This is a genomic window from Streptosporangium sp. CA-115845 (assembly GCF_050943795.1).
GTDB lineage: Bacteria > Actinomycetota > Actinomycetes > Streptosporangiales > Streptosporangiaceae > Streptosporangium.
Map to the genome: position 1 here is coordinate 9,739,305 of NZ_CP191988.1, position 26,946 is coordinate 9,766,250.

The 26,946-nt window shown below is 68.6% G+C and carries 22 protein-coding genes and 1 riboswitch; of the genes, 5 read left to right on the plus strand and 17 right to left on the minus strand.

Annotated elements, in window-relative coordinates:
* Positions 1 to 8: 8 nt before the first annotated feature.
* From ACQP0P_RS46275 to ACQP0P_RS46290, 4 genes are read right to left on the minus strand one after another with little or no spacing between them, the layout of a single operon-like run.
* Positions 9 to 338 carry a hypothetical protein gene (locus tag ACQP0P_RS46275; protein ID WP_433369163.1) on the minus strand — a complete coding sequence of 110 codons (330 nt, stop codon included), beginning with the start codon at positions 336 to 338 and terminating at the stop codon, positions 9 to 11.
* Positions 335 to 703, minus strand: a complete 369-nt coding sequence (locus ACQP0P_RS46280) for a hypothetical protein (protein WP_433369166.1) — start codon at positions 701 to 703, stop codon at positions 335 to 337. The genes ACQP0P_RS46275 and ACQP0P_RS46280 overlap by 4 nt, the downstream gene beginning before the upstream one ends.
* Positions 687 to 1,127, minus strand: coding sequence for a hypothetical protein (locus tag ACQP0P_RS46285; RefSeq protein WP_433369169.1), 441 nt, complete (start codon positions 1,125 to 1,127; stop codon positions 687 to 689). Before ACQP0P_RS46285 ends, ACQP0P_RS46280 begins: the two co-directional genes overlap by 17 nt.
* Entirely contained in the window at positions 1,124 to 1,744 is a 621-nt protein-coding gene (locus ACQP0P_RS46290; protein ID WP_433369172.1) for a hypothetical protein, read from the minus strand. The genes ACQP0P_RS46285 and ACQP0P_RS46290 overlap by 4 nt, the downstream gene beginning before the upstream one ends.
* A 279-nt stretch (positions 1,745 to 2,023) precedes the next feature.
* Here ACQP0P_RS46290 and ACQP0P_RS46295 point away from each other — a divergent pair, with 279 nt between their 5' ends.
* Positions 2,024 to 2,770: a GntR family transcriptional regulator gene (locus ACQP0P_RS46295; protein WP_433369175.1), complete on the plus strand. Its 747-nt coding sequence runs from the start codon at positions 2,024 to 2,026 to the stop codon at positions 2,768 to 2,770.
* 32 nt (positions 2,771 to 2,802) lie between these two features.
* Positions 2,803 to 3,891, plus strand: coding sequence for a type III PLP-dependent enzyme (locus tag ACQP0P_RS46300; protein ID WP_433369177.1), 1,089 nt, complete (start codon positions 2,803 to 2,805; stop codon positions 3,889 to 3,891).
* 196 nt (positions 3,892 to 4,087) lie between these two features.
* On the opposite strand, the gene ACQP0P_RS46305 is transcribed toward ACQP0P_RS46300, so the two are convergent.
* The 5 genes from ACQP0P_RS46305 to ACQP0P_RS46325 form a co-directional block, all read right to left on the minus strand.
* On the minus strand, positions 4,088 to 5,038 hold the full coding sequence (locus tag ACQP0P_RS46305) for a TIM barrel protein (RefSeq protein WP_433369180.1): 951 nt from the start codon (positions 5,036 to 5,038) through the stop codon (positions 4,088 to 4,090).
* Positions 5,039 to 5,574: 536 nt separating this feature from the next.
* Complete coding sequence (locus ACQP0P_RS46310; RefSeq protein ID WP_030905625.1) at positions 5,575 to 8,082, minus strand: ATP-dependent Clp protease ATP-binding subunit; 2,508 nt, start codon at positions 8,080 to 8,082, stop codon at positions 5,575 to 5,577.
* 279 nt (positions 8,083 to 8,361) lie between these two features.
* Positions 8,362 to 8,694, minus strand: a complete 333-nt coding sequence (locus tag ACQP0P_RS46315; protein WP_012895497.1) for a histone-like nucleoid-structuring protein Lsr2 — start codon at positions 8,692 to 8,694, stop codon at positions 8,362 to 8,364.
* A 1,286-nt stretch (positions 8,695 to 9,980) separates the two neighbouring features.
* Entirely contained in the window at positions 9,981 to 11,165 is a 1,185-nt protein-coding gene (locus ACQP0P_RS46320) for an RDD family protein (protein ID WP_433369184.1), read from the minus strand.
* A gap of 99 nt (positions 11,166 to 11,264) precedes the next feature.
* Positions 11,265 to 11,918 carry an amino-acid N-acetyltransferase gene (locus tag ACQP0P_RS46325; RefSeq protein ID WP_433369187.1) on the minus strand — a complete coding sequence of 218 codons (654 nt, stop codon included), beginning with the start codon at positions 11,916 to 11,918 and terminating at the stop codon, positions 11,265 to 11,267.
* 335 nt (positions 11,919 to 12,253) lie between these two features.
* A riboswitch (cyclic di-AMP (ydaO/yuaA leader) is annotated at positions 12,254 to 12,401 on the plus strand.
* Positions 12,402 to 12,493: 92 nt separating this feature from the next.
* On the opposite strand from ACQP0P_RS46325, the gene ACQP0P_RS46330 reads away from it, so the two are divergent.
* On the plus strand, positions 12,494 to 13,456 hold the full coding sequence (locus ACQP0P_RS46330) for an NlpC/P60 family protein (protein ID WP_433369190.1): 963 nt from the start codon (positions 12,494 to 12,496) through the stop codon (positions 13,454 to 13,456).
* A gap of 208 nt (positions 13,457 to 13,664) precedes the next feature.
* On the opposite strand, the gene ACQP0P_RS46335 is transcribed toward ACQP0P_RS46330, so the two are convergent.
* The 6 genes from ACQP0P_RS46335 to ACQP0P_RS46360 form a co-directional block, all read right to left on the minus strand.
* Positions 13,665 to 13,865 carry a LuxR C-terminal-related transcriptional regulator gene (locus tag ACQP0P_RS46335; RefSeq protein ID WP_030905642.1) on the minus strand — a complete coding sequence of 67 codons (201 nt, stop codon included), beginning with the start codon at positions 13,863 to 13,865 and terminating at the stop codon, positions 13,665 to 13,667.
* 922 nt (positions 13,866 to 14,787) lie between these two features.
* Positions 14,788 to 16,245, minus strand: a complete 1,458-nt coding sequence (gene lysX / locus ACQP0P_RS46340) for a bifunctional lysylphosphatidylglycerol synthetase/lysine--tRNA ligase LysX (RefSeq protein WP_433382439.1) — start codon at positions 16,243 to 16,245, stop codon at positions 14,788 to 14,790.
* A 206-nt stretch (positions 16,246 to 16,451) separates the two neighbouring features.
* Positions 16,452 to 17,234 (minus strand): type III pantothenate kinase, encoded by a 783-nt coding sequence (locus ACQP0P_RS46345; RefSeq protein WP_433369193.1) that lies wholly within the window; start codon positions 17,232 to 17,234, stop codon positions 16,452 to 16,454.
* The gene (locus ACQP0P_RS46350; protein ID WP_433369195.1) at positions 17,234 to 19,774 is read right to left on the minus strand and encodes an L-aspartate oxidase; all 2,541 of its coding nucleotides are present in this window, start codon (positions 19,772 to 19,774) and stop codon (positions 17,234 to 17,236) included. Before ACQP0P_RS46350 ends, ACQP0P_RS46345 begins: the two co-directional genes overlap by 1 nt.
* 301 nt (positions 19,775 to 20,075) lie before the next feature.
* Entirely contained in the window at positions 20,076 to 20,903 is an 828-nt protein-coding gene (panC, locus tag ACQP0P_RS46355; protein ID WP_433382442.1) for a pantoate--beta-alanine ligase, read from the minus strand.
* Positions 20,904 to 21,344: 441 nt separating this feature from the next.
* On the minus strand, positions 21,345 to 22,235 hold the full coding sequence (locus ACQP0P_RS46360; protein ID WP_433369198.1) for a Rossmann-like and DUF2520 domain-containing protein: 891 nt from the start codon (positions 22,233 to 22,235) through the stop codon (positions 21,345 to 21,347).
* A 422-nt stretch (positions 22,236 to 22,657) separates the two neighbouring features.
* Here ACQP0P_RS46360 and ACQP0P_RS46365 point away from each other — a divergent pair, with 422 nt between their 5' ends.
* Positions 22,658 to 23,623: an SAM-dependent methyltransferase gene (locus ACQP0P_RS46365; protein WP_433369201.1), complete on the plus strand. Its 966-nt coding sequence runs from the start codon at positions 22,658 to 22,660 to the stop codon at positions 23,621 to 23,623.
* A 97-nt stretch (positions 23,624 to 23,720) separates the two neighbouring features.
* Complete coding sequence (locus ACQP0P_RS46370) at positions 23,721 to 24,479, plus strand: GNAT family N-acetyltransferase (protein ID WP_433369204.1); 759 nt, start codon at positions 23,721 to 23,723, stop codon at positions 24,477 to 24,479.
* Positions 24,480 to 24,641: 162 nt separating this feature from the next.
* Here ACQP0P_RS46370 and ACQP0P_RS46375 read toward each other — a convergent pair whose 3' ends face one another.
* Together ACQP0P_RS46375 and ACQP0P_RS46380 are read right to left on the minus strand one after the other, a co-directional pair.
* Complete coding sequence (locus ACQP0P_RS46375; RefSeq protein ID WP_433369207.1) at positions 24,642 to 25,841, minus strand: cytochrome P450; 1,200 nt, start codon at positions 25,839 to 25,841, stop codon at positions 24,642 to 24,644.
* 312 nt (positions 25,842 to 26,153) lie between these two features.
* Positions 26,154 to 26,897, minus strand: a complete 744-nt coding sequence (locus tag ACQP0P_RS46380) for a TerC family protein (RefSeq protein WP_433369210.1) — start codon at positions 26,895 to 26,897, stop codon at positions 26,154 to 26,156.
* Positions 26,898 to 26,946 lie beyond the last annotated feature (49 nt).

Consider the following 26,946-nt stretch of genomic DNA (forward strand, 5'->3'; position numbering starts at 1 on the left):
CACGCGGCTCAGGGCGGATCTATCGGTTCGGCGTAGTGCTTGCCGAGTCGTCCGGCGATACGGCGCGCGACCTGCGGCACGCCGTCTGTCGGCGCCTGGTCGGCTGGCTCTTCGAGGAAGCAGGCTCCCCAGCAGAAGGCCGTGCCCGCCTGGTCAGCCCATACGGTCAGCTCAGAGCTGATCACAAGGCGAGGCCTGCCCTGGTCGTAGGCGATCTCTGGGTAGATGCGGTGGGTGTGCAGTTCGGTGCGCAGGTGCTTGAGGGCGCTGATGGCACCGGGGCACCAGGTGGCCGCGCTCAACTGGTCGCCTGCCAGGGGGTCAGAGTGCGGGATCACGGGCGCCTCCTTTTCCACGACGAGAAACGTGGCCTCGGGACTTGCTCGGCGCGCGCCGAGGGCAGGGCGCGGGGACGGGGAATGAGCCCCGAGGTCATCGGGAGTGGCGGGTTCGGGGTGGCCGCGCCGGAGGGCGGCATGGCGCTGTGTGGTGAGGTCCGCCACAGGTCGACTTCGGTCCGCTGCATGAGGTTCCACAGGGCGGTGGCGCTTTGCGCGTAGACGATGCGGCACCCCTGAGGATCGGTGCAGTTCCATGCCTCGAAGCGGCGGTGGCGCAGGCTCCAGATAACGAACCAGGCGGGCGCGTGCTGTTGGACCTGTTGGGCGGCTCGGGCCGCGTCGAGGTCAGCGAGGGTCAACATGCTCGGCCCCGATCACATCGGCCAGCAGGGGCAGCCCGCCGCGCACCACGTCGGTAGCCTCCCGCGCGCTCAGGATGGCGTGGTGTTCGGCGAGCTGGGTGGCGGCTTCGGTCAGGGTGAGCGCGGAGCTGAGGATCGGTGCTCCGGCGTGGTTGAGTTCGGGGCTGGTCCACCAGAAGCTTTCGCCGTCGGTGTAGGCCAGCAGCCCGTAATGGACGGACACGATGGCGTTGCCGGAGGTGAACTCGTGGACGTCGGCCACGATGCCGTGGACGTCGGCCAGGAGAGCGGCCAGGTCCTCGGCGTGCCGCACGGGGGACGGCCGCTCGGCGGTGGTCGACAACGCGGCGGCGATCGTCCGAGCGGCGGGACTGCCGCCGCGCCAACTGGTGGGGGCGTCGCCCCGTTCCGGGGTCGCGTTCATGCCGCGACCTCCTGACGATACGAGGCGAGCAGGGGAGGAGGCAGGGAGGTCGGTGGGTGGCCCTGACCGAGGGCGACGGTCGGCCCCTGCCGGAGGATCTGGTGCGGCTGACGCCGCTCACCCGCGTCGGGGAGGTGCACGGGCTGCTGGAGCACGGTGGTGTGGTGCGGGGGCGTGTGCTTGTGCGCGCGGGCCGCGACGCAGGCTCGGCGGTGGGCCCACGGGTCGCGGGCGAGTGCCAGGCGGGCCGCGCGGTCCTGCCGGGTCTCGATGGGGCGGGGCGTGGGGCGTCGGCCGTCGTCGCGCCCCGGCGGTGCGACGACGGCGGGGCGGATGTCCGGGCGAGGGAAAGGCCGGGGTGTGCGCTTGGGCAGCAGCGTCGGCGCGGCCGGCGCGGCCGGGGCGGGCTGCTCAGGACGGCGCTGCGCGGGCACGAGGGGGACGATCTCGGCGTCGGCGAACGCCTCGGAGGCGGGCAGCAGGACGCCGAGGCGGCGGGCCTCCAAGCGGACGGCCATCAGCTCCCGGGACGGCTGGGCGTAGTCGTGGTCGGCGCCCTGGCCGGGGCAGCCGTGCGCGTAGGGGGCGTGCCCGCAGAGGGCGCAGCCCATTGGCATCGGCGAAGCATCGGCGAAGCAGCCGCAGCCGATTGCCGCAGTCCGGTCGAGAACCGGGGTATTAGGGTTGTTCACGGGTCAGGAGCGCCTTCCTGATCAAGGGCCTGTTCGGTGTTCTCAGCACCTAGCAGGCCCGATCTTTTCTCTGACAGCTCAAGGCGGTACTCTAAAAGACAAACGTTTAACATCTCCAGCTTGGCGTGACCGAGACCTCACGTCAAGAGATGACAAACGTTTGACCCTTATGCTGAGGTGGCTGCGAGAAAGGAAGACTGGATCATGAAATTCACATACAGGGACATAGCCGAAGACCTACGTAAGTTGATCCGGAGTGGAACCTACGCTCCCGGTAAGACTCTGCCGTCCGAGACAGCCCTCGCCTCGGACTACGGCGTCTCTCGTAGTCTGGTGAACAAGGCGTTGCAGCTCCTGGCCGCCGAAGGCCTGGTACGTCCCCGGCAGGGAGACGGGACCCGAGTGACTTGGCTTCCGCCCCTGTCTCGGTCCGGCGCCCGCTATCGGCGCGACACGCGTGAGCACGAAGGAGCGAAAGGGGCGTTCGACGCTGAGATCCGTGCCATCGGCCTGGAACCGCAGCATGAGATCTCGGTTACCCGGATGACCGCTCCGAACGACATCTCCGCCCTCTTTGGCCTCTCGGAGATCACCGTGGTGCGCCGGTCACGTCGCCTGCTTGCCTCCGGTATACCCATCAGCCTCGTCATTTCCTACATGCCTGCTGACATCGCGGTCGGCACCACGCTCGAAGAGCCTGAGCCGGTGATCGTCGGAGGCATCAAGTCCCTGTACGCCAGTCTCGGTCATCCTCAGGTGGAGGCAGACGAGCGGATCTTGGTTCGCCTCCCAACCGACGAAGAGGCGGAGAAGCTGGAGATCAGTGCCGAAAGGCCGGTCTTCGACATTCTTCACACGGGGCGCATGGCTGACGGCCGGACCGTGGAAGTGACCACGACCGTCACGCCCACCAGCTACCTGATCATCGAATCCACGTTCCCTCTCACCTGATCCTCGGCATCCCACATCGATCGGAGATTTTTGTGGACGCTCTCACCGTAAGAGCCCGTGAGCTGGCGGCGACTGGAAGGCTGCCCGCCTACGTGTACGACCTGGCCGCCCTGGACGCGCACGCGGCGGCGGTGCGGGCCGCGCTGCCGGGGATCGAGCTGTACTACGCGGCCAAGGCCAACCCGGACCCGGAGCTGCTGCGGGTGCTGGCCCGGCACGTGGACGGGGTCGAGGTCGCCTCCGGCGGCGAGCTGGAGCACGTGCTGGGCGTGCTCCCCTCGGCCAGGGTCGCGTTCGGCGGCCCCGGCAAGACCGACGGCGAACTCCGGCTCGCCCTCGATCGCGGCGTCGAACGGCTGCACGTGGAGAGCCCAAACGAGCTGCGCCGCCTGATCGCCACCGGGCGGGAGGCCGACGTGCTGCTCCGCGCCAACCTCGCCCTCTCGCTGGGGGACGTGGCCCTGGCGATGGGCGGCGGCGCGACCCCCTTCGGCATGGACCCGGCCGGCGTCGACGAATGTCTCGCGCTTCTGGAGCGCCAGGACGCGGTACGCCTGCGCGGCGTTCACGCCCACTTGGCCAGCGGCCTGGACGCCCCGCGCATGCTGGAGGTCGCCGACGGCGTGCTCGACTACACCCGCGGCCTCAGCCTGACCGAGATCAACCTTGGCGGCGGCATGGCCGTCGACTACGCCGACCCCGGCGCCGTCTTCGACTGGGAGACCTACGGCAAGGGCCTGGCGGGGCTGCGCCGTCCCGGCGAGACGCTGCGGATCGAGCCCGGCCGGTCGGTGTCGGTCTACTGCGGGCGGTACGTGACCCGTGTGCTGGACGTCAAGCGGGTCCACGGCGAGCTGTTCGCCATCGTGGCAGGCGGGACCCACCACATCCGCACGCCCGCGACCAAGGGCCACGACCAGCCGATGGTCATTGCCAAGGAGGGCGAGCCGGTTACGATCGTTGGCCAGCTCTGCACTCCCAAGGACACCCTCACCCGCCGAGTCCCGGCGGCCTTGGCAACCGGCGACATCGTGCAGTTCCTCATGGCCGGCGCCTACGCCTGGAACATCTCCCACCACGACTTCCTGATGCACCCGCATCCGGAGTTCTCGTACATCTGAGGTGTGCCATCTCGGTGACACAGAAGCCCTTGGCTCTTGTTGGAGCCGAGGGCTTCGATGATTCCTCGGCGATGAGCGCTGTGACACAGAGAGATCGTGGCGCCCCTCTCAGATCTGTCTGGCGCCGAGTTCGGTAAGTCCAGCCTCAGCGGCGGCACACACTCGACCATTGACACGACGGGGCGGAGGCGGTCGGTCAGGCGGCGAGGCGCAGGCCGAGAGCCGTGAGGCTGGTGCGGGCCCAGTCGAGCTCCTCGGCGATCACGTTGACCAGTGCGCCGGGCCCCTTGGCCCGAAGCGGCACGGCCAGGTCGTGCGTCTCCACCTCGATGTGAGCGGTGCCGCTCACCGCGCCGGAGAGCATCGCGGTGAGGGTGTCCTCCAGGACCGAGCGGGTGCTGGGCAGTTCCTGGCAGGCGGCGGCCATGTGGTTGTGTACGCGGCCGAGCTTGACGACAGGAGCTCCGGCGTCCGCCAGGCCGCGCAGGGCGACTCCGGGCTCCTCAGCGCCGCCGGAGAGGTGACAGGCGTCCAGGCAGACCCCCAGGTGCTCGGAGTCGATGCCGGAGACCTTGTCGAGCGCCTGCTTGGTGGTCTCCAGGACACAGCCGGGCCACGGCTCGAAGCCGACCCTGATCGTCTTTCCGGTGACGCTGTACAGCCCGCGCAGCTCGCGGGCGAGGCGCTCCAGACGGCGCGAGGCTATCGCGTGCAGGTCGGCCGGCCAGTCGCGGCGCCAGCCGATGGGGATGGTGGAGATGCTTCCGAAGCGGACGTCCTGCGGGAGCAGGAAGGCCAGGATCTTGGCGAGTGCCATCGTGTAGCGGTAACGCTCGGGCTTGGCCCAGTCGGGACCGGGGGACTCCTGGTTCCTGCCGCCGGTTCCGTTGAGGCTGACGACCTCCAGGCCGCGCTCCTCAAGGGAGCGGCGCAGGCGCACCAGCTCTATCCTGTCCGCGGTGAGATGGTCGGCGACGCTCGGGGAGAGCCAGAGGCCGACGCCCATCCGCTCCACTCCGAGGCGCTTGCGCACCGGCACCGCGTATCTCGTCAGGTGCGCGATGAGGTTCTCGAGGTCCTCGGCGGGGTGCACGCCCGCGTTGTACGCCAGGTGAACGAGCGTCCCGTCCTCGTGCCGCAAACGCATGTGTGCCTCCAAGACATACTTCCGTGTCAGCCTCTCCGATCGCCCCGCGCCGGTGTTCCAGCGCCGTGAGCCGGAGGCTCTCCCTGCCGGGAGCTCGACCCGGCCGTCCGAAGCATCCCGTGCGGCCACCGGGCTCCGCGTCACTCACGGAGCTGATTTCCAGGTACGCCGCCAGGCTGACCTCGACGCCGATCTCACCATGATCACTGCAACCCACGGATCACTCGGGCAAGACTTATCGAACTCGCTCTACACAGTGTAGTACTACCTATCGTGGCGAGACACCTTCTTAGATAACAAATAGACAGACCCCGCCGTGAGTATCCTCACGGCGGGGTCTGTCCTTCCTGCCTGATCGGGCCATGCCCGGGGTCCTGCGCCTTGGATCTTCCGCCTACCGCGGCCGGACGGACGACACCTTGCCGGGTTGTCGACGGTCACCGCAGCGTGCTGCGGTGACCTCCGCCAACCTTGCGAGGCACCACCTGACCGATCCTCAACGGCCGGGGCCCGCGGGACGATGCCCGGTTCTGGGCCTAGTTCTGGATCGGCTCCGCGATGGCGGCGGCCGAGTCGGGAACCCGGTCGACCGGCGCGTCCTCACCGACGAAGGTGAACTTCGCGTTCTCGCCCTCGCCCTCGATCCCGATCTTCACGATCTGGCCGGGACGGAGCTCGCCGTACAGGATCTTCTCCGACAGGGTGTCCTCCAGCTCGCGCTGGATCGTACGACGGAGCGGGCGGGCGCCCATCACCGGGTCGTAGCCACGGTCGGCCAGCAGCTGCTTGGCCTCCTGCGTGAGCTCCATCCCCATGTCGCGGTCCTTCAGACGCAGGCCCACCTGGGCCAGCATCAGGTCGACGATGCGGATGATCTCCTTCGGCGTGAGCTGGTGGAAGACCACGATGTCATCGACACGGTTGAGGAACTCCGGCCGGAAGTGCTGCTTGAGCTCCTCCTGCACCTTGGACTTCATCCGGTCGTAGTTGGACTCGGCGTCGTTGCTCTTCGCGAAGCCGACCCCCTGACCCTTGGAGATGTCCCGAGTGCCCAGGTTCGTCGTCATGATGATGACGGTGTTCTTGAAGTCCACCACCCGGCCCTGGGCGTCGGTCAGACGACCGTCCTCCAGGATCTGCAGCAGCGAGTTGAAGATGTCGGGGTGGGCCTTCTCGATCTCGTCGAACAGGACGACCGAGAACGGCTTGCGCCGCACCTTCTCGGTGAGCTGGCCGCCCTCCTCGTATCCGACGTAGCCGGGAGGCGAGCCGAACAGCCTGGAGACGGTGTGCTTCTCCATGAACTCCGACATGTCCAGCATGATCAGCGCGTCCTCGTCCCCGAACAGGAACTCGGCCAGCGCCTTGGACAGCTCGGTCTTACCGACACCGGAAGGACCGGCGAAGATGAACGAGCCACCGGGGCGGCGCGGGTCCTTCAGACCGGCGCGCGTGCGGCGGATCGAGCGGGACAGACCCTTGATGGCGTCGTCCTGGCCGATGATCCGCTTGTGCAGCTCGTCCTCCATGCGGAGCAGTCGCTGGGACTCCTCCTCGGTGAGCTTGAAGACCGGGATGCCGGTGGCGGTCGCCAGGACCTCGGCGATGAGCTCCTCGGTGACCTCGGCGACGACGTCCATGTCGCCGGCCTTCCACTCCTTCTCGCGGCGCTCGCGCTTGAGCTGGAGCTGCTTCTCCTGGTCCCGGAGAGCGGCGGCCTTCTCGAAGTCCTGCGCGTCGATCGCGGACTCCTTGTCGCGCCGCACGTTGGCGATCTTCTCGTCGTACTCACGGAGGTCCGGCGGCGCGGTCATACGGCGGATGCGCATGCGCGAGCCGGCCTCGTCGATGAGGTCGATCGCCTTGTCCGGCAGGAACCGGTCGCTGATGTAGCGGTCGGCCAGCTGCGCGGCGGCCACCAGGGCACCGTCGGTGATGGAGACGCGGTGGTGGGCCTCGTAGCGGTCCCGCAGGCCCTTGAGGATCTCGATCGTGTGGCTGAGGCTGGGCTCGGCCACCTGGATCGGCTGGAAACGCCGCTCAAGCGCCGCGTCCTTCTCCAGGTGCTTGCGGTACTCGTCCAGGGTGGTGGCACCGATGGTCTGCAGCTCGCCTCGGGCCAGCATCGGCTTCAGGATGCTGGCGGCGTCGATCGCTCCCTCGGCGGCGCCCGCACCGACGAGCGTGTGCAGCTCGTCGATGAACAGGATGATGTCGCCACGGGTGCGGATCTCCTTGAGGACCTTCTTCAGGCGCTCCTCGAAGTCACCGCGGTAGCGCGAACCCGCCACCAGGGCACCCAGGTCCAGGGTGTAGAGCTGCTTGTCCTTGAGCGTCTCGGGCACCTCGCCTTTGACGATCTTCTGGGACAGGCCCTCCACGACGGCGGTCTTGCCGACGCCGGGCTCACCCACCAGGACCGGGTTGTTCTTGGTCCTGCGGGACAGGACCTGCATGACCCGCTCGATCTCCTTCTCCCGGCCGATGACCGGATCGAGCTTGCCCTCGCGAGCGGCCTGGGTCAGGTTGCGGCCGAACTGGTCAAGCACAAGGGAGGTCGAAGGAGCGGCCTCGGCCGGACCGCCGGCGGCGGTCGGTTCCTTGCCCTGGTAGCCGTGGAGCAACTGGATGACCTGCTGGCGGACCCGATTGAGATCGGCGCCCAGCTTCACCAGCACCTGGGCGGCCACGCCCTCGCCCTCACGGATGAGGCCGAGCAGGATGTGCTCGGTGCCGATGTAGTTGTGACCCAGTTGCAGCGCCTCGCGCAGGGACAGCTCAAGGACCTTCTTGGCACGCGGGGTGAACGGAATGTGCCCCGACGGCGCGGACTGGCCCTGGCCGATGATCTCCTCGACCTGCTGACGCACACCTTCAAGACTGATGCCGAGGCTCTCCAGAGCCTTGGCGGCAACGCCTTCACCTTCATGGATCAAGCCAAGAAGAATGTGCTCCGTACCGATGTAGTTGTGGTTGAGCATCCGGGCCTCTTCTTGGGCCAGGACGACAACCCGCCGTGCGCGGTCGGTGAACCTCTCGAACATCTCGTCGCTCCTCACAGAGCGGTCAGGCAGGTCCGGGATATCCGGGCCCTGTCATCCCGCATGGTAGCCCCGACCCGGCGACCGCTCTATGCAGAAGACGTTCCCCGAGAGCAGGGCGTTCACCCTCCATCCAACTACTTACGGGGGGTGGGATGTTCCCGCTACGCCGCAAGCGAACGACGTTTGTCCACCGGACAAACACATCATGCGGTCATGGCCGCCACCGGACCCCACCGTGACCGCCATAACCGCATGATTCACTCGATCCACTGAGCCGATCTAGTGAGCCGCTTCGTACTGCTCGACGATCTTGGAGGCGATTCGACCGCGCTCGCTGACATTAAGGCCGTGGGACTTCGCCCATGCCCGGATGTCGGCGCTCTTCTCTCGCGTGAGTGCCCGCGCGCCACCCGCGCGGCGGCGGCGGGGTGCCAGCGCGCCGGAACGACGGGCGCTCTGCACGAAAGGCGACAGGGAGTCGCGGAGCTTCTTCGCGTTAACGTCACTCAGGTCAATCTCATAGCTGGTGCCGTCAATCGCGAAGGCGACAGTCTCATTGGCCTCGCCCCCATCGAGGTCGTCGATGAGAATCTCCTGGATCTGCTTGGCCATCTACACAATCCTTTCGCGGAGTATTGTTTCATTCGCAAGCTAAACATATACCCGCGATCGAAGAGCGGCAATTCCAGGAGCCCGGCGATTCTCACAGCCGACCGAGACACTCTCTGTCGGTGCTCCGGCGGATCAGCTGTTCTGCGACTCGGCCGGGTCGGACTGTTTTGGCCGGCGACCGGCGGCTTCACTCCGAAGTAGCTTGACGACTCCGAAGATGAAGGCTCCGCCGACGACCGCCGGAGGTATCAACGCGGACAATACGTCGTACATTCGTCCTCGCTCCGTACCGCTAGGTGGCTTTCTGGAGACCATGAAAATTTGGCGACGACTCCCGAGCCATGCGGGTGTCCGCCCGATCAGTCTGGAACCGCCCACAGATGACCATAGCGCCACCGGACGGCGACGCGTGTCAGCAGGGGCGACCGTGCCCGTCACTCTCCAGCCTAATGCTTCTCTCCAGCCGCCTTACCGGTTGCAGTCGTAAAGCCGCAGGGAAAAACCGACAGGACGATCAGGTGATCATCGTCGCCTTCGAAAATACCAATGCCCGCCCGCTCTCCGGCCGCTGCGCCACCGACCTTGGAGGGGCGAAGCTCCTGGTGGGAGAGCCTTCCCGCCGGGATGAACAACGCCTTGTCACGGAACCGGAGATCACCGCGGGCGGTTCATCGCGAGAATGTCCACCGTCGGCAGAACACCCGGGCGGAGAGCGGCTCGCTTCATCACCCGGGCGGCAGCCGATGCGACGCAAGCCTACGGAACAAGACGGATCTTCAACGCTTTCTTGCCAAGAGTACGACCCACTCCGGCGTGGAGTACATAGTCGTAGACCGTATAACCACCAAAGACGATGGGCTCACGGGACAACCCAGGCAACACCACACACCCATGATCCAACTCCGCGAGAAGACCCCTGAACGCGCGACGGAAGGTGAAGGAGAGAAACCCGCGGGCCGTCACCGGGGATGCGGGAGGCGGGCCGGTCCCGCCATTCGACGACTGGTGTGCGAACCTTCGACGAGGGCAGATCCGGCATTGGCGGCTCATAGCGGCTTGCGGGCTCTCCTGAGCCCCTTGTCCGGTCTCAAACGCGAATATTCCGCCGGGCACGCCGGGGCTCGAGCATAAGTCCCCCCGCGTCGCCCATGGCGCGGCAAATGATTTTTACGCTTCCGTGGCTTCCGCGGCCGAGACGGTTACCCACCCCTAACGGTCCCCGTTTTTCTGGTCCGGACGCGAAATCGGGGCCGGCGGTTCAACCGCCGGCCCCGATTTACCCGGAACTACTTGATCTTGACGACGACCGTCCCGGCCACCTTGTCGTGCAGCGCCTGCTGCAGGGGCTTGTCCCACAGCAGCCACAGCACGTTCACGAGGCTGAAGATGTTGACGATCCAGCCGAGGAGGGGGATCCAGCTCAGGAACTGCGGGCCGAAGAACACACCGCCGCGCTTGAGCGCGACGTCGGAGCTGAGCCCGCCCGGCGGCAGGGTACTGCCGATGGGCACGATCTTGATGCCCATGACCATCTTGCCGACGGTCTGCCCACCCCTACTGATCATGAAGAACTCGTAGGCGAAGTAGATCGCCGCACTGACCAGTGCGATGAGAAGGCTCGCGAGGAAGACACCGCTCCCATCGGTGCCGGCGCCCGTCGCGAGGTTGAAACTGGGAGCCGTCACCAGGAGACCGGTCAGCACCGCGCTGATGATCACCGCCGGGATCGCCAGGATGATCGCGTCGACGATCCGCGCCACCAGGCGCTGCCACCACTCGGCGAGCGGGGCGGGAGCGCCGGGGGGACCGCCGTAAGGCTGGCTGTACCCCTGCTGCCCGTACTGCTGCTGCCCATAGCCGGGCTGCTGGCCGTACCCCGGCTGCTGGCCGTAGTCGGGCTGCTGGCCGTACCCCGGCTGCTGGCCGTAGTCGGGCTGCTGCCCGTACTGCTGCTGGCCGTAACCCGGCTGGGCCGGCTGCTGCTGACCGTACCCCGGCTGCTGGCCGTAGCCCGGCTGCTGCTGACCGTACTGCTGCTGGCCGTAACCCGGCTGGGCCGGCTGCTGCTGCCCGTAGCCGGGCTGCTGGCCGTAGCCCGACTGCTCGTGGGACGACTGCTGCTGCCCGTAGCCGGGCTGCTGACCGTACGCGCCGGTCCCACCCTGCTGGCCATAGCCCTGCTGCTGGCCGTACGCGTCCGTCCCGCCCTGCTGACCGTACGACTGCTGCTGCCCGTACCCCTGCTGCCCGTACTGCTGCTGCCCGTAGCCCTGCTGACCATAGCCGGGCTGGGCCACCCCCGGGCCGGTGTTCGACTGCGATCCCTCCGACCGATATCCCATGATCGTCACATCGGGGTCGAGTTCGCCAGGGGCTCGGCCCTGGTTGTGCTGTCCGTAATCCGGCTGTCCCGAAGGTGTGCGACTGCGCTCGGGATCATCCTGCGGATACGGCGGCTGTCCGTTGCTCACCGCGTCACCTCACTTAGACTGCGCATGTGGCAAATGTCAGACGCACATGCTTGCTGCTGCACAAGGTATCGACATAGGAATCAACAGTCACCTTTCCAGTCAGTCATCTCTAAAGTCATCAGAGTCGGGCTCGTGTGTCAGGTGCAGCAGCATCCGGGTGTTTCCCAAGGTATTGGGCTTGACGTGCTCCAGATCGAGGAACTCCGCGACGCCCTCGTCGTAGGAGGCGAGAAGTTCGGCGTAGACCTCCGGGGCGACGGGTGTGCCCTGGATCTCCTGAAATCCGTGCCGGGCGAAGAAGTCGACCTCGAAGGTCAGGCAGAAGACCCTGCGCAGGCCCAGTTCGGCAGCCGTGCGGATGAGCACCGAGACGATCCGATGGCCGATTCCCATTCCCCTGCGGGTCGGATCGACGGCAACGGTCCGAATTTCGGCAAGGTCCTCCCAGAGAACATGAAGCGCCCCGCAGCCGAGGATTATCCCCTCCGCGTCAGTCGCGACCCAGAACTCCTGAATGTCCTCGTACAGGGTGACGGTGGCCTTCTCCAGCAGGCGCGGGCCGGCTCCACCGTAGGTGTCGACGAGCCGCCTGATGACGCGGACGTCCGGGGTGCGGGCACGGCGGACCGTGACCGCCGGGGTGGCGCCGGGAGCGGGTGACCCCCGCTCCTCTTCCTCGGATCCGGTTCGCCGCTCCCCCTCTTTCCCGGGGTTCGCGAACGGCACGGGAGAATGCTCCGCAAGCTGCTCCATGACCGATCAGCGTACGTCCTCTCCGGCCTTCAATTACGGCTCATCCTTAACTCTCACCCCGAGGGCATCACATGACCCTTGGTAGTTGCATTACCACGCTGGGCGCACGGCGCCTCTAATGTGTCGCAGCTCATCTTTGGCACGGTCCCGGACCTGGGAAGACCCGCGCCGCGCCCGCCGCGAGGAAGGCAAAGGCAGCGTAATGGCCATGTTGATCATATTGGCATGTGATCTTTCCGTGACATTTCAGTTGCGAAACCTCTACCGAGTTCGCAGTTCTGGTTGAGCAGGAACCACGAGTGCACTAATCTCCGTGCTCGATGTCAGAGACGTAAAAGCCTGACCCGCCGAATCTCCCGACCAGGGGAACCGGGGACCCACCACGTCCTTCGGGGTGAATCCGAGTGCCACCGGCGCACCCGGTAGGGCTGCCTCCGGCCCGAACCCGTCAGCTAACCCGGTAGGCGGCCGAGGAGAGGAGCCCGTTGGTGAAGCGCATGCGCGACCGCGCAGGAGAGCACGCGGGCGGCGACGCCCGCTGTCGAGAACGCGCGCCGCGGAGGCGGAGTCGCCGGATGGCGGTCATCGGCCTGGCGTTCGCCATCATGACCCTCGGCGTCCCCCTGGGCTCGGCCACGGCGGATCCCGAGCCCAGCCTCCAGCAGCTGGCCAAGCAGGCCGAGAAGCTGCACGAGGAGATCGGCACGCTCGCCGAGCAGTACAACGGCGAGCGGGTCAGGCTCAAGCAGGCCCAGCGAGCCGCGGAAAGCGCCAAGAAGATCCTCGCGACGAGCGAGTCGGAGCTCGCGATCCGGCGCACCAAGGCCACCCTCCTCGCGCAGAGCAACTACATGTCCGGCGGCCTGAACTCCGGGCTCGCCTTCACCCAGGCGACCGACCCCGACACCTTCCTCGACCAGGCCACCACCAACTACGCCCTCCAGCAGCAGCAGAGCGAGGAGGTCGCCCAGGTCGGCCGGGCGATCGAGGCCGCCGAGCGAGCGCAGGCCGGCGCCAAGGCGAGGACCTCAGAGGTCAAGGCGCTCCTGGGGGAGCTCGAGGGCAGGCGCAGCAAGATCGAGCGACTGGTCACGCGGGTCGAGAGCGACCTGTTCAGCGAGGTGCGCACCAGGGCCGTCAGCAACAGGGGCGCCCGGGTGAAGACCGACGTGCCCATCGTGGGCAGCGGCAGGGCGGCGGAGGCGGCCCGCTGGGCGCTCACCCAGCAGCTCAAGCCGTACGTCTGGGGCGCCGAGGGCCCCAACTCCTTCGACTGCTCCGGGCTGGTCATGTGGGCCTACCAGAAGGTCGGCATCAGCCTGCCGCACTACACCGGCAACCAGTGGACCGCGGGCACCCACATCTCCAGAAACGACCTGCGCCCAGGCGACCTGGTCTTCTTCTACAGCGACCTGCACCACGTCGGGATCTACATCGGCGCGGGCCTGATGGTCCACGCACCCCGGACGGGTGACGTCGTCCACATCGCCACGATCGACAACCGGCCCTTCGCCGGCGGGGTGCGGATCGCCGCCTGAGCGGCTGAGCCGGACCGGTCACGGCGCGAGCCGCCCGGCCCTTGGCCGGGCGGCGAATCCTGCCGTGCCGAGGGCCGGTCAGACGGCGCCCCTCGGACTTGCGCCCCTCGGACTTGTGCCCCGACGGTGCCCCGCAGGTGCGGTGACCGACGGCAACGCGGTGAGGCGCCGTCTGACCGCGGTGGGCAGAACAGCCAAGGGGCAGGGCCTAGATCAGGCGGCGGCGGGCCGCCCAGGCCACGGCCTCGATCGCCGTGGCGACACCGATGCGGTCACAGATGCCTCTGAGCCTGCGCCTGACGGTCCGGCCGCTGATATCGAGGCGGCGGCCCACCCTGTCGACGGTGACGCCCTTGGCGAGTTCAGCCAGCAGCACGAGGTCGTCGTCGCTGAGACCGATATCACTCATGCCCAGGGGGCTGTCGCCATGGCGAGAATCCACTTCTGGATATGCCATCAAGAGTCACTCCCCCCACTCTGGAAACCGGGCGCGAGACGCCGGAAATGAATACCGTCCGCCAGGAACGGTAAACGCCTTGTTCAAAGGTCGTCAAGTTCTACTCTTCATAGCGCGCGCCCACTATTGACATACTAGGTGCTACGTGAAGTACTCATGATATGTCAGTGCCTTTGGGGTTAAGTCACGACCGTGCCCCCGCACGAGCCCGCAGGTGCCCCCCTGGCTGCGACAACAGAAGTCCTGGCAGAACAAGGTTTTGCCGGAACCGCCGCGGCGGCACGCACCCGCGGGGCCGCATCCTCGACGGAAGCGAGCCGCCCACTTTTCCCCGGGAAAATCGATCTCTTCCTGGCGCTCTTCGACGGCCACGCCGTCTGGCGCCTTGACGGCGCCTCGCGGAAAACTCTGAAATGGGAAGCCCGCAAGAGCGCCTTTGCGGCATTAGCGAAGTATCGGGTGCCGACCACAGACGTCAGGCGATATTGGACATGCTTAAAAGGGAGTTTCTGCGCTATGCAGAAAGCCGTCCGAAATTGCACGGGGGAGCGTGAGCACGGACCCCGCGGTTTCCGGCCCATGGGGGATTCGCCCCGTCCGCCCAGGCATCGTCCACGTGCCGTGCTCGCGCCCACGCGCGCCGGCACGGAGCCGTGCGGGACGGTGAAGAGGTGCTCGCGAGGTGGTGAGGGCGCCACCCGGTACCGCCGACCGGGATTCGAAGGTGCGCGCCGAGCCCGACCGGCCCGCCCCGGGGATGCCGCCCGGGGCCGTCATCCGGGCTTCGATCCCGGCGGACACCGCCTGGCGGAAACGATCGCCGCCGGACCGCGGGGACCTCGTCCCATGCGGTCCGGCGGCGCTGCCCTCAGACTCAGCCGGTCGGCTTGACCAGCGGGAACAGGATGGTCTCGCGGATGTTCTTACCGGTGAAGGCCATGATGAGGCGGTCGATGCCGAGCCCCATGCCACCGGTGGGCGGCATCGCATATTCCAGTGCGGTGAGGAAGTCCTCGTCAAGCTGCATGGCCTCGGCGTCCCCGCCCGCGGCGAGCAGGGACTGCTCGGTGAGGCGGCGGCGCTGCTCGACCGGGTCGACCAGCTCCGAGTAGGCGGTGCCGAGCTCGGTGCCGAACCCGATCAGGTCCCACTTCTCGGTGAGGAGCGGGTTGTCACGGTGCTGGCGGGTCAGCGGGGAGGTCTCCACCGGATAGTCCATGACGAACGTGGGCTGGATGAGCGTGTGCTCGACGAGCGCCTCGAAGATCTCCTGGACGAGCTTGCCCTGGCCCCACTTGGCATCCCAGTGGATCTCCCGAGCGTCCGCGAGCTTGCGTACGTACTCCAGGGGCGTCGCGGTGGTGATCTCCTCGCCCAGTGCCTCCGAGACCGACCCGTAGAGGGTGATCCGCGGCCACTTCGCCAGGCCGAGGTCGATCTCCTGCCCCTGGTGGACGACCACGGAGTGGCCGAGGGCCGCCACGACCGCCTTCTGGATCATCCGCTGGGTCAGGTCGGCCATGTCGTTGTAGTCGAGATACGTGCCGTAGGCCTCGAGCATCGTGAACTCGGGGTTGTGCGTGGAGTCCGCGCCCTCGTTGCGGAAGTTGCGGTTGATCTCGAAGACCTTCTCGATACCGCCGACCACGAGCCGCTTGAGGTAGAGCTCGATCGCGATGCGAAGGTAGAGCTCCATGTCGTAGGCGTTGATGTGGGTCTTGAAAGGCCGGGCCGTGGCTCCACCGTGGATCGGCTGGAGCATCGGCGTCTCGACCTCCAGGTAGCCCTCCTCGTGCCAGAAGTCACGGACGGACCGCACCACGGCGCTGCGGGTGTAGGCCAGCTTCCTGGCCTCGTCGTTGACGATGAGGTCGACGTAGCGCTGGCGGACCCGCGCCTCGGGGTCGGTGAGCCCGGCGTGCTTCTCCGGCAGCGGGCGCAGGCACTTCGAAGTGATCGCCCAGCGGTCGGCGAGGATGGACAGCTCCCCCCTGCGGGAGGTGATGACCTCACCCTCGATGCCCACGTGGTCGCCGAGGTCGACGTCGCGCTTCCACGAGGCCAGTGCCTCCTCGCCCACCTTGTCCAGGGAGATCATGACCTGGAGATCACCGGAGCCGTCGCGGATGGTGGCGAAGCAGAGTTTGCCACCGGTCCTGGACAGCATCACCCGGCCGGTGACGCCCACCTTGTCGCCCGTCGCGGTGTCAGCGGAGAGATCGGCGTATTTCTGGCGGATCTCGGCGTTGGTCGCGGTGCGCGGGAAGTTCACCGGGTAGGGGTCGACGCCCTCGGAGCGGAGGCGGTCGAGCTTCTCCCGGCGCACGCGCATCTGCTCGGGCAGATCCTCGGCGGGGTTGGTCACTTCATCGGTCACAGTTCCAAAGGGTACCGATGTGGCGAACCTCGTGAGGTCGCCGACCGCCGGGGGCCGGAGAGGACTCCAGGGCGCCGCGGTGCTCTCCGGGAACACCGCGGCGCCCTCCGGCCGCGGCACCGCGCTCTGGGCGGTGTCACGGCACCGGTGTCACCACGCTCTCAGATGGCGTTGCGGTGGTAGATCAGGCGCAGCCCGATCAGCGTGAGCCAGGGCTCGTGCATGTCGATCGAGCGCGCCTCGCCGGCCACCAGCGGCGCCGCGCTGCCGGTGGCGACCACCGTGACATCGTCGGGGTCGGCGGCGAGCTCGGCCGCCATCCGCTCGACGATCCCGTCCACCTGGCCGGCGAAGCCGTAGATGATGCCGGCCTGAAGCGCCTCGACGGTGTTCTTGGCGATCACGGAGCGGGGGCGGACCAGCTCCACCTTGTGCAGCTGCGCTCCCGCCGCGGCGAGCGCGTCCACCGAGATCTGGATGCCGGGGGCGGTCACCGCGCCGACGTACTCCCCCTTGGCGGAGACGGCGTCGAAGGAGGTCGCGGTCCCGAAGTCGACGATGACGCACGGCCCGCCGTACAGCTGGATGGCCGCCAGCGCGTTGACGATACGGTCGCTGCCGACCTCCTTCGGATTGTCCATCCGGACCGGCACCCCGGTGCGGACGCCCGGCTCGACGATCACCGCCGTCACGTCGCCGTAGTAGCGGCGGCACATCTCGCGCATCTCGTTGAGCACCGACGGAACGGTGGAGCAGATCACGATGCCGTTGACGTCTGTGCCCTTGAGCAGCGGTGACTGCCCGAGCAACCCCTGGAGCACGACGGCGATCTCATCCGCCGTACGCCGGGCGTCCGTGGCGATCCGCCAGTGCTCGATGACGTCCTCGCCCTCGAAGAGGCCGAGAACGGTGTGAGTGTTACCGACGTCAATGGCAAGCAGCATCAGTTCCCCCGAAGGTCCAAGGCGATGTCCAGTGACGGCGCCGAGTGCGTGAGCGCGCCCACGGCAAGGTAGTCAACACCTGTTTCGGCCACATCACGAGCGAGTTGGAGGGTCAGCCCTCCGCTGGACTCCAGCCGCGCCCTGCCGTCCACCAGCCGTACGGCCCGTACCAGCTCCTCGACCGTGAAATTGTCCAACAGGATCTCCTCCGCTCCCTCAGCCAGCACCGGCTCGATCTGGTCGATCCTGTCGACCTCGACCTCGATCGGCAGGCCTGGGTAGGCGTCACGGACCGCCCGGAACGCCTCGGCGACCCCACCGGAGGCCACCACGTGATTGTCCTTGATCAACGCGGCGTCCGAAAGTGACATGCGGTGATTGATACCACCGCCGCACCGGACCGCGTACTTCTCCAGGGCGCGCAGTCCCGGCAGCGTCTTGCGGCTGTCCCTGATCCGGGCCCCGGTCCCCTCGACAGCCTGGACCCACCTACCGGTCAGGGTCGCGATACCGGACAGGTGGGTGAGCAGGTTGAGCGCGGTGCGCTCGGCGGTCAGCAGGTCCCTGGTGGGACCGGTGACGGTCATCAGCACGTCGCCGCCGGCGACGCGCTCGCCGTCCTTGACCCTGCGCTCGGCCGTCAGACGGCCTCCGCTGAGGTAGCAGAACGCGCCCTCGGCCACGGCCAGCCCCGCGACCACGCCGTCCGCGCGGGCGACCACGTCGGCGGTGTCGCGTCGGTCCGCCGGGATGGTGGCGATGCTGGTGACGTCACCCCCCGCCACGTCCTCGGCCGCCGCGGCCTCAAGGACCGCGACCACCCCGACCGGGTCAAGACCCGCCTCGGTGAGATTGTTCTCCACCTGCGGCGGCAGCACGGTCGCTCGCCGCCCGTGCGGTACGTATGTCATGGTCGGTCCCTCCGCTGTCAGGGTCACGTCGAGGTGACCCAGCCACAAGGCGTCGTCTCTCTCGGAAAAATCCTCGCGCCAGTGCGACCCCCTGGTCTCCTGGCGAGCGCGGGCGGCCGCCACGAGCGCGGAGGCGACCGTCAGCAGGTTGGTGGTCTCCCACGACTCGGTACACGACTCGACCGCCACCGGGGTCCACCTGAGGTTCAGCAGGGTCCTGGCGGCCTCGCCCAGCGACTCCCGGCTGCGCAGCACGCTCGCCCCCCGGCTCATGTGTCCCTGAATCCTGCCCCGGGCCCTGGGGTCGATCAGGCCGGTGGGGCGGTCGTCGGGCACCGGTTCGCCGGCCACGGCCCGCCCTTCGCGGACATCGGCGTGGATGTCGGCGGCGATGCGCCCGGCGAAGACCAGGCCCTCAAGCAGGGAGTTGGAGGCCAGCCGGTTGGCACCGTGCACGCCGGTGCACGCGACCTCGCCGCAGGCGTACAGACCGGGCACGCTGGTACGGCCGCGCAGGTCGGTGCGGACGCCGCCGCTGGCGTAGTGGGCGGCGGGGGCGACGGGGATGAGCTGGGTGACCGGATCGATGCCGTGCTCCAGGCAGACCGCGTGGATCGTCGGGAAGCGGGTGCGCCACTTCTCCTCGCCGAAGTGGCGGGCGTCGAGATACACGTGGTCGGCGCCGGTGGCGCGGATCCGCCGCATGATCGCCTTGGCCACGACGTCACGGGGGGCGAGGTCGGCCAGCTCGTGGACGTCCCGCATGAACCGGGTGCCGTCCGCGTCGACCAGTACCGCGCCCTCGCCCCTGACCGCCTCGGAGATCAGCGGCTGCTGGCCGCTCGCGTCCTCGCCGAGCCAGAACACCGTCGGGTGGAACTGGACGAACTCCAGGTCCCTGACGACGGCCCCCGCCCGCAGCGCGAGCGCCACCCCGTCTCCGGTGGAGACGGCGGGGTTGGTGGTGGCGGCGTAGACCTGGCCCATGCCGCCGGTGGCCAGCACCACGGCCCTGGCCGTGACCGCGCCCACCCCGTCGCGCTCGCCCACGCCCATGACGTGCAGGGTCACCCCGGCGGCGCGCCCCTCGGCGTCCTTGAGGAGGTCGAGCACGAGGGCGTGCTCGATCACCTCGATCCCCGACTTCCTGACCGCCGCCACGAGTGCCCTCTGCACCTCGGCCCCGGTGGCGTCGCCGCCCGCGTGCACGATGCGATCGCGCCGGTGGCCACCCTCCCTGGTGAGCTGGAGCTCCCCGGCCTCGTCGGTGTCGAACCTGGCACCCATCGCGATCAGGCCGCGCAGCGCGTCGGGCCCCTCGGTCACCAGGACCCGGACGGCCTCCTCGTCGCAGAGGCCCACCCCCGCGAGGAGCGTGTCGGACAGATGCTCGGCGGGGGTGTCCCGCGGATCGAGCACCGCGGCGATGCCGCCCTGGGCCCAGCGGGTGGACCCGGACGACAGGACGTCCTTGGTGACGACCAGGACCTTCGCCTCGGAGTCCAGGTCGGCGTACCGCAGTGCCAGGGTGAGACCCGCGATGCCGGAGCCCACCACGACCACGTCCGCGCAGGCCGTCCATCCCGGAGCGGGAGCGGTCAACCTCTGGGGTATGGCCGGGATGCTCATTGCCGCCTCCTCGCGGAGTCATAGAGGCCGTTCATTTCGTCAGCGTGACGATAACGCCATCCCCGGCGCGGCTGTTCCCCGGGGTAGGACATTTCGCTTACCTCCGGAACCACAGTGCCTCTGGGCCGTGGGCGGCCGGAGCGGGAACCCACCGGCGGGGGATTCGCCCATCGGACCCGGCTCCACGACCGGTCCGCACGCGGATGACACGCGGATGAGAGGTGCACCCGCCTGCCGGGCGCACGGCGAACCCCCACGCGAGGAACCGGGCGCCACCGCGTCGCGGGAGAACCTCCGGAACTCAGCGAAGGGTGAGCGTGACATTGTCGATCAGCCGGGTGGACCCCACCCGCGCGGCCACCGCGAGGATCGCCTCGCCCGCGTGGTCGTCGCCGACCTCGGCGAAGGTCGCGGGGTCGACCAGGACCAGATAGTCGACGGCCAGCGACGGCTCGGCCGCCAGAACGGCGAGCGCGGTCCGGCGGATCTCCGCCGGCGTGCGCTGCCCGGCCCCCGCGTTCAGAGCGCGGGACAGGGCCAGACCGGCCACCCGGTCCTCCGGCGACAGGTAGCGGTTGCGGCTGGACAGCGCCAGTCCGTCCGGCTCGCGGACCGTGGGCGCCCCGACGACGGAGACCGGCAGATTCAAATCGGCGACCATCCGGCGGATCATCGCGAGCTGCTGGGCGTCCTTCTGCCCGAACACCGCCACGTCCGGCTGAACCAGGTTGAACAGCTTCAGCACCACGGTCAGCATGCCGTCGAGATGCCCCGGCCGGAACTCTCCCTCGACGATCGAGCCCATCTCCCCCGCGGAGACGCCGACCTGCCTGTCCGGCAGGTACATGTCCTCGACCGACGGGGCGAACACCACGTCCACCCCCTCGGCCTCGCAGACCTCCAGGTCGGCATCAAAAGTACGGGGATAGCGGGAAAAATCCTCGTTTGGGCCGAACTGGAGCGGGTTCACGAAGATGCTCACCGCCACGTGGGCCGCCCTCCGCCGGGCCAGCCGGATGAGCGAGCGGTGTCCCTCGTGCAGCGCGCCCATGGTCGGCACGAGCGCCAGCGCGCTCCCGCCCCCGGAGGCACCCACCCCGATCCCCAGGGCCTCCCGGGCCTTGAGCAGCCCTGTGCGGTCATCCGCCACGATCAATGGAACCTCCCGGGGGTGCTCCGGCCGACCGGCCGGAGAGGGGCGACGTTCATCGAAATTCCTGGAGAGTGGAGCCCCCGACCTCAAGCGTACGGAGGGAGGGAACGGCACCGACCGGCTCCCCCTGCGGACCGATCCCCTCCACAGGCCGGCGGCCGGGGAAACCCACCGCGTCGACCGGCCCCTCGCCGGACCGGCACCCTCATCAGGCCGACCCCCTCCACCATGCTCAGTGAGGAGACCGCCGGGTTCACCCGGCAGGTGAATCGCCTCCCTGTCACGGTTCCGGCGTTTGAAACGGTCAGGGCCCGGCCGTCGCCCACCTCGACCGAGGGAGGCGAGAAGCCGCTCCCTTCGGGGAGCGGGGAGTCACCGGATCGGTTTCCTCCGTCAGGCCGGTGGCCGCGGGAGGTCTCAGGTCCATACGTTGCCCCCCAGGGCGTCCAGAAGGCGTTCGGCGGCCTCGGGCTTGAGCAACCCGGCCGCCAGCGCCCGGTCGGCCGTGAGCCTGGCGAGCGCCACGTAGGCGTCCGCGGCCTCCGGGGCCGCGAGGATCAGCGCGTCCACGTGCCTGCGGACGGTACCCGCGTCACCGCGCACCACCGGGCCGGTCAGCCCCGAGATGCCGAGCCTCAGCACGTTCTCCAGCGCCGCGCCGAGCAGCGGGCCGAGCATCCGTCCCGGCTGCTCCACGCCGATCTTCTCCAGCAGTTCGGAGGACTCCGCGATGAGCGTCACCATGTGGTTGGCCGCTCCCGCGAGGGCCGCGTGGTAGAGCGGCCTGTCCTCGTCGGCGATCCAGACCGGCTCGCCCTCCATCTCGATGACGAGGGCCTCGGCCACCGGGCGGAGCCCTTCGGGCGCGGTCACCCCGTAGGAGATGCCGGCGAGGCGGCGCAGGTCGTCGTCACGGCCCGTGAAGGTCATCACGGGATGCAGCGCCAGCGGCAGCGCTCCGGCCCTGATCGCCGGATTGAGCACGGCCAGGCCGTACGCGCCGCTGGTGTGCGCCACCAGCTTGCCCCGCAGGCTCGCCCCCGTCTCCACCAGGCCGGAGACCAACTCGGGCAGCACGTCGTCGGGGACCGTCAGCAAGACGAGGTCCGCTCCGGCCACCACGTCCTCGGGCCGTACGGGGACGAGCCCGAGGCGCTCGACCGCACGCTCCCTGGAGGCGTCGGAGACACCGCTCGTCGCGACGATCCGGTGTCCCGCCCTGACGAGCGCCGCGCCGAGCGCCGAACCGACCCTGCCCGCTCCGACCACTCCGACGGCCAGCCGTGCCGGGCGATCGACTGCGTCCATGACGTCACGTCCTTCGACCATGTGGGGCTTCGTGCCTGATTGACCAGCGTAACGGGCCGCGCCGCCGCAACCGCGTCAAGACGCGGGTTCCGTCGCGACGGCCCTGTTCCACCCCGGAAGCCCGGAACCGGGCACCCGAGAGCGCATGAGGGCCCGCCAGAGGGCCGGAGAGTCCGGCTCACCCGGCGATCCAGGTGACAGCGCGTCAACTCCGCCGAGATCCCCGAACCGGGCGACACAGACCCGTACGGGGCCGCGCAGAGCCGGAAAACCCGGCCCACACGGCGATCCAGGTGGCGACGCGCCGACCTGGCATCAACAACGATCATGCGAGCCGGTGACAGAATGCAGTCATGCACTCAGTCGAAGCGTCAGCGCGGGTTGATCTCGTTCCTCCGCCTCGGCGGGTAGCGTCTGAGAGTGTGTGGCTCACCTGGCGCGCCGCGATGGAGCACGCGCTCTACGGCGAGAGCGGTTTCTACCTCCGCGAACGACCCTCCAGTCACTTCCGGACCTCGGTCGGCGCCTCCCCCGTCTTCGCCGAGGCCGTGCTGCGCGAGTTGACCTCGGTTGACGAGGTGCTCGGCGGCCCCGAGGTGCTCGACCTGGTCGACATCGGCGCCGGTGAGGGCTTGCTGGCGGCCGGGGTACTCGCCGCCGCACCGCCCGCGCTGCGGTCGAGGCTCCGAGTGACCGCGGTGGATCTGGCGGCCAGGCCGCCGGCGCTGCCCGAGGAGATCGTCTGGGTAAAGGCCGCGCCGGACGGGATCTGCGGCCTGGTGATCGCCAACGAGTGGCTGGACAATGTTCCCGTCGACATCGTGGAGCAGACCGCCGACGGACCCCGGCTGGTCCTGGTCAACGTCACCGACGGTGAGGAGCGGCTCGGTGGCAGACCGGCCGAGGCGGATCTCGCGTGGCTGGCCCGCTGGTGGTCGATGCGCGCCACCGGTGAGCGGGCCGAGATCGGCAGGCCACGCGACCGGGCCTGGGCGTCGGTGATCGTACGGTTGGCACGCGGCCGGGCGATCGCGATCGACTACGCCCACTCCCTGACCGACCGGCCGCCGTACGGCACGCTGGCCGGATACCGCGACGGGGCGATGGTCGCGCCGGTGCCCGACGGCTCGTGCGACATCACCGCCCACGTGGCACTCGACGCCTGCGCGGCCGCCGGCGAGAGCGCCGGGGCCGTCACGACGGCGCTGACCACGCAGCGGGAGGCGCTGCGCGCCCTCGGCGTCACCGGGAACCGCCCGCCGGTCGAGCAGGCCAGGATCGACCCGCGCGGCTACCTGCATGCCCTCGCGCGGGCCTCCGAGGAGGCGGAGCTGATCGCCCACGGCGGCCTCGGCGGCTTCGGCTGGCTCTCCCAGACCCGCCTCTGAAAAAGTCGCGCCCTGCCCCGGTCTCCTTCGGAAGTGGCCCGATCCACCGGCCGGGGGAAGCCGAGCAAAGATCCTTTCGCCTCGTAGGGTCTATGTCATGAGCACTTCCCCGACACACGCCGTTCCCGCCGAACGCATGGCCTCTCTCCAGCTGGCCGTCCAGAACTTCGCCGCCTTCTGGACGGCTCTCGCCCGGACCCGGGGAACCGAGCTGATCCGCCGCCCCGGCTTCCTCGGCTCGGATGGCCGCGAGCGCGGCGGGCTGCGGATCCTGCTGCTCTCCCCGGACCCCGGTCCGGACGATCTCGCCGAACTGACGGACCTGGCCCGGCGCCGGCTTTCCGGCGGGGTCGTCGTCGAGGATCCGTTCGGCTCGGTCGACATGAGCGCTCTGGGCCTGACCCCGCGGCGGCTCCCCATCATGGTCCGCCGCCCCGGTCCGGTCGCCACGCCACCGGCCGTGGAGATCATCCATGTGGAGACGGTGGAACAGTTGCGGACCGCGGAAAGCATCGTGGTCCACGGATTCCCGCTGACCAACTTCCAGCCCTACCGCCCGGGTGACGCCTTCGCCAAGGACCTGCTGGACCGCCCTGGAGTCGATCTGTTCCTCGCCGCGCGGGACGGGGTGCCCGCCGGGGCCTGCATGACCGTCGTCGACGGTACGGTCGGCGGGACCTACTGGGTGACCACCCTGCCCGACCACCGCTCCCACGGAGTCGGACGGGCGCTCATGCACGCGGTCCTGGCACACCTGGGGGACCTGCCCGCCGTCCTGAGCGCGGCCAAGGCCGGCAAGCCGCTCTACGACTCCCTCGGCTTCGACACCATCACCGATGCGACCTGGTGGATGTGAACACACGGGCGTGGACGACCCCCGCACCCGGCCGTGCCGGATGCCGCCGTATCGGCCAGAAGTCCTGTCGGAACGGCGCGAAACCTGCCGTCGACGGTACGGACGCGGGCGGGGTCGTCACCCGGCCCGCGTCGTACGCCGGTGTGCTCCGTACGGGCCGGTTCAGACCCGTACGTCGAGGGCGGTGAGGCCGCGGATGACGTAGCCAGGGCCCCAGCTGGGCTCGGTGGTGAGTTCCAGCTTCGGCGCCTTGCGGAGCAGGGCGCCGAAGGACTCGATCAGCTCGATCCTGGCCAGGGGGGCGCCCAGGCAGAAGTGGATGCCCGCGCCGAAGGAGATGTGCGGGTTGTCCACCCGGCCGACGTCGAAGCGGTCGTGGTCGGCGAAGACCTCGGGGTCCCGGTTGGCCGAGCCGAACAGCAGCGCCACCTCGGTGCCGCGCGGGATGTCCACCCCGCCGACGGTGATGTCCTCCAGGACCCAGCGCTCGAACATCTGCAGCGGGGTGTCCCAGCGCATCATCTCCTCGATCGCGGTGGGCAGCAGGCCGTGGTCGGCACGGAGCCGCTCCAGCTCGCCCGGGTTGCGGAAGAGCGACCACCAGCCGTTGCCCGTGACGTTGACGGTGGCCTCGTGCCCGGCGTTGAGCAGCAGCACGCAGGTGCCGACCAGCTCCTCCTCGGTGAGCTTGTCGCCCTCCTCGGCCACCAGGGCGAGCGCGCTGATCAGGTCGTCACCGGGGTTCGCCCGGCGGGCGCGGGCCAGCTCGACGAGGTAGGCGTAGAACTCCTCGGCCGCGCGTACCGCGGTGTGCTGGGCCTCGACGGAGGGGTTCAGCTCGTACATCCCGCAGATGTCGGCGGACCAGGGGCGGAGCAGGTGCCGGTCGGCCTCGGGCACGCCGAGCATCTCCGCGATCACGGTCACCGGGAGCGGCTCGGCGACCTCGGAGATCAGGTCTCCACCACCGCGCTCGATGAAACGGTCCACCAGTCCCCCGGCGATCTCGGCGACCTTGGGGCGGAGCGCCTCGACCATGCGCGGGGTGAACGCCTTGGAGACCAGGCGCCGGAGCCGGGTGTGCACCGGCGGCTCGACGTCGAGCATCCCGGCCCTGACCACCCGCCAGAACGGGTCCTGGAACTCGGGGTCGTCGGGCCTGCCGAACTCGGCGTGGGTCGCCACGTGCAGGTAGGAGCGGCCGAGCCGACGGTCGCGCAGCAGCGCGTTGACGTCGGCGTGCCGGGCGACCAGCCACTGGCCGGTCGGTTCAAAGAAGCTGACCGGCCGCTGCCGCCTCAGCTCGTCGTAGACGTCGTACGGATGGGCGACGAATTCCGGATTCCAGGGATCAAAGAGCACAACGACATCGTAATGTCGCTGTACGCCCTGATATGCCCGGACCTGGGAAGACGGATGCCGACTGGCTCCACGGCCGCCTCGGTTCGCCCCTTTGGTCCCCGAGGTCGGGCGCGCCCCTCTCCACCACGGGCGAGTGCGCCGTCACCCCAGAGCACGGCCGATTCCCGGGACCAGACCGACCCGCCCAAACCCCGGGACCGACCCCACGACAAGCGAGAACGCCGTCACCCCAGAGCACGGCCGATTCCCGGGACCAGACCGACCCGCCCAAACCCCGGGACCGCCCCCGCGACAAGCGAGAACGCCGTCATCTCAGACCTCCGCAGGCTCCTCCGGCTCCTGGGAGCGGGCCCTCTTACTGCGCACGCGGATGTTCAGCAGCTCCACGATGAGCGAGAACGCCATCGCGAAGTAGATGTAGCCCTTGGAGATGTGCTGTCCGAGGCCCTCGGCGATCAGCAGGACGCCGATGAGCACCAGGAACGACAGGGCGAGCATCTTGATGCTCGGGTGCTTGTCCACGAAGCCGCTGATCGGGCCGGAGGCGAAAAGCATCACGAGCATCGAGACGATCACGGCCGCGATCATGACGCCCAGCTGGTCGACCATGCCGACCGCGGTGATGACCGAGTCGAGAGAGAAGATGATGTCCAGCAGCATGATCTGAATGATCACCGAGCCGAAGGTGGCGACCGCCTTGGTGCCGCCGTGTTCGGACTTGCCCTCCATGCTGTCGTGGATCTCAAGGACGCTCTTACCGAGCAGGAAGAGCCCGCCGCCGAGCAGGATGAGATCTCGTCCCGAGATCGGCTGACCCAGGACCTCGAAGAGCGGCGCCGTGAGCCTCACCACCCACGACAGCGCCAGCAGCAGCAACAACCGGCTGACCAGGGCCGCGAGGAGGCCCAGCTTGCGCGCCTTGTCGCGCTGCTCGGGCGGGAGCTTCCCCGCCAGAATCGAGATGAAGATGATGTTGTCGATACCCAGCACGATTTCCAGGGCGACAAGGGTAATGAACCCTATCCATATCTCCGGGTTGCTCACCCAATCCAGCATCGATTCCTCCAGACGTCCTGCTTGATCGCCGCCGGCACGACGAGACCCG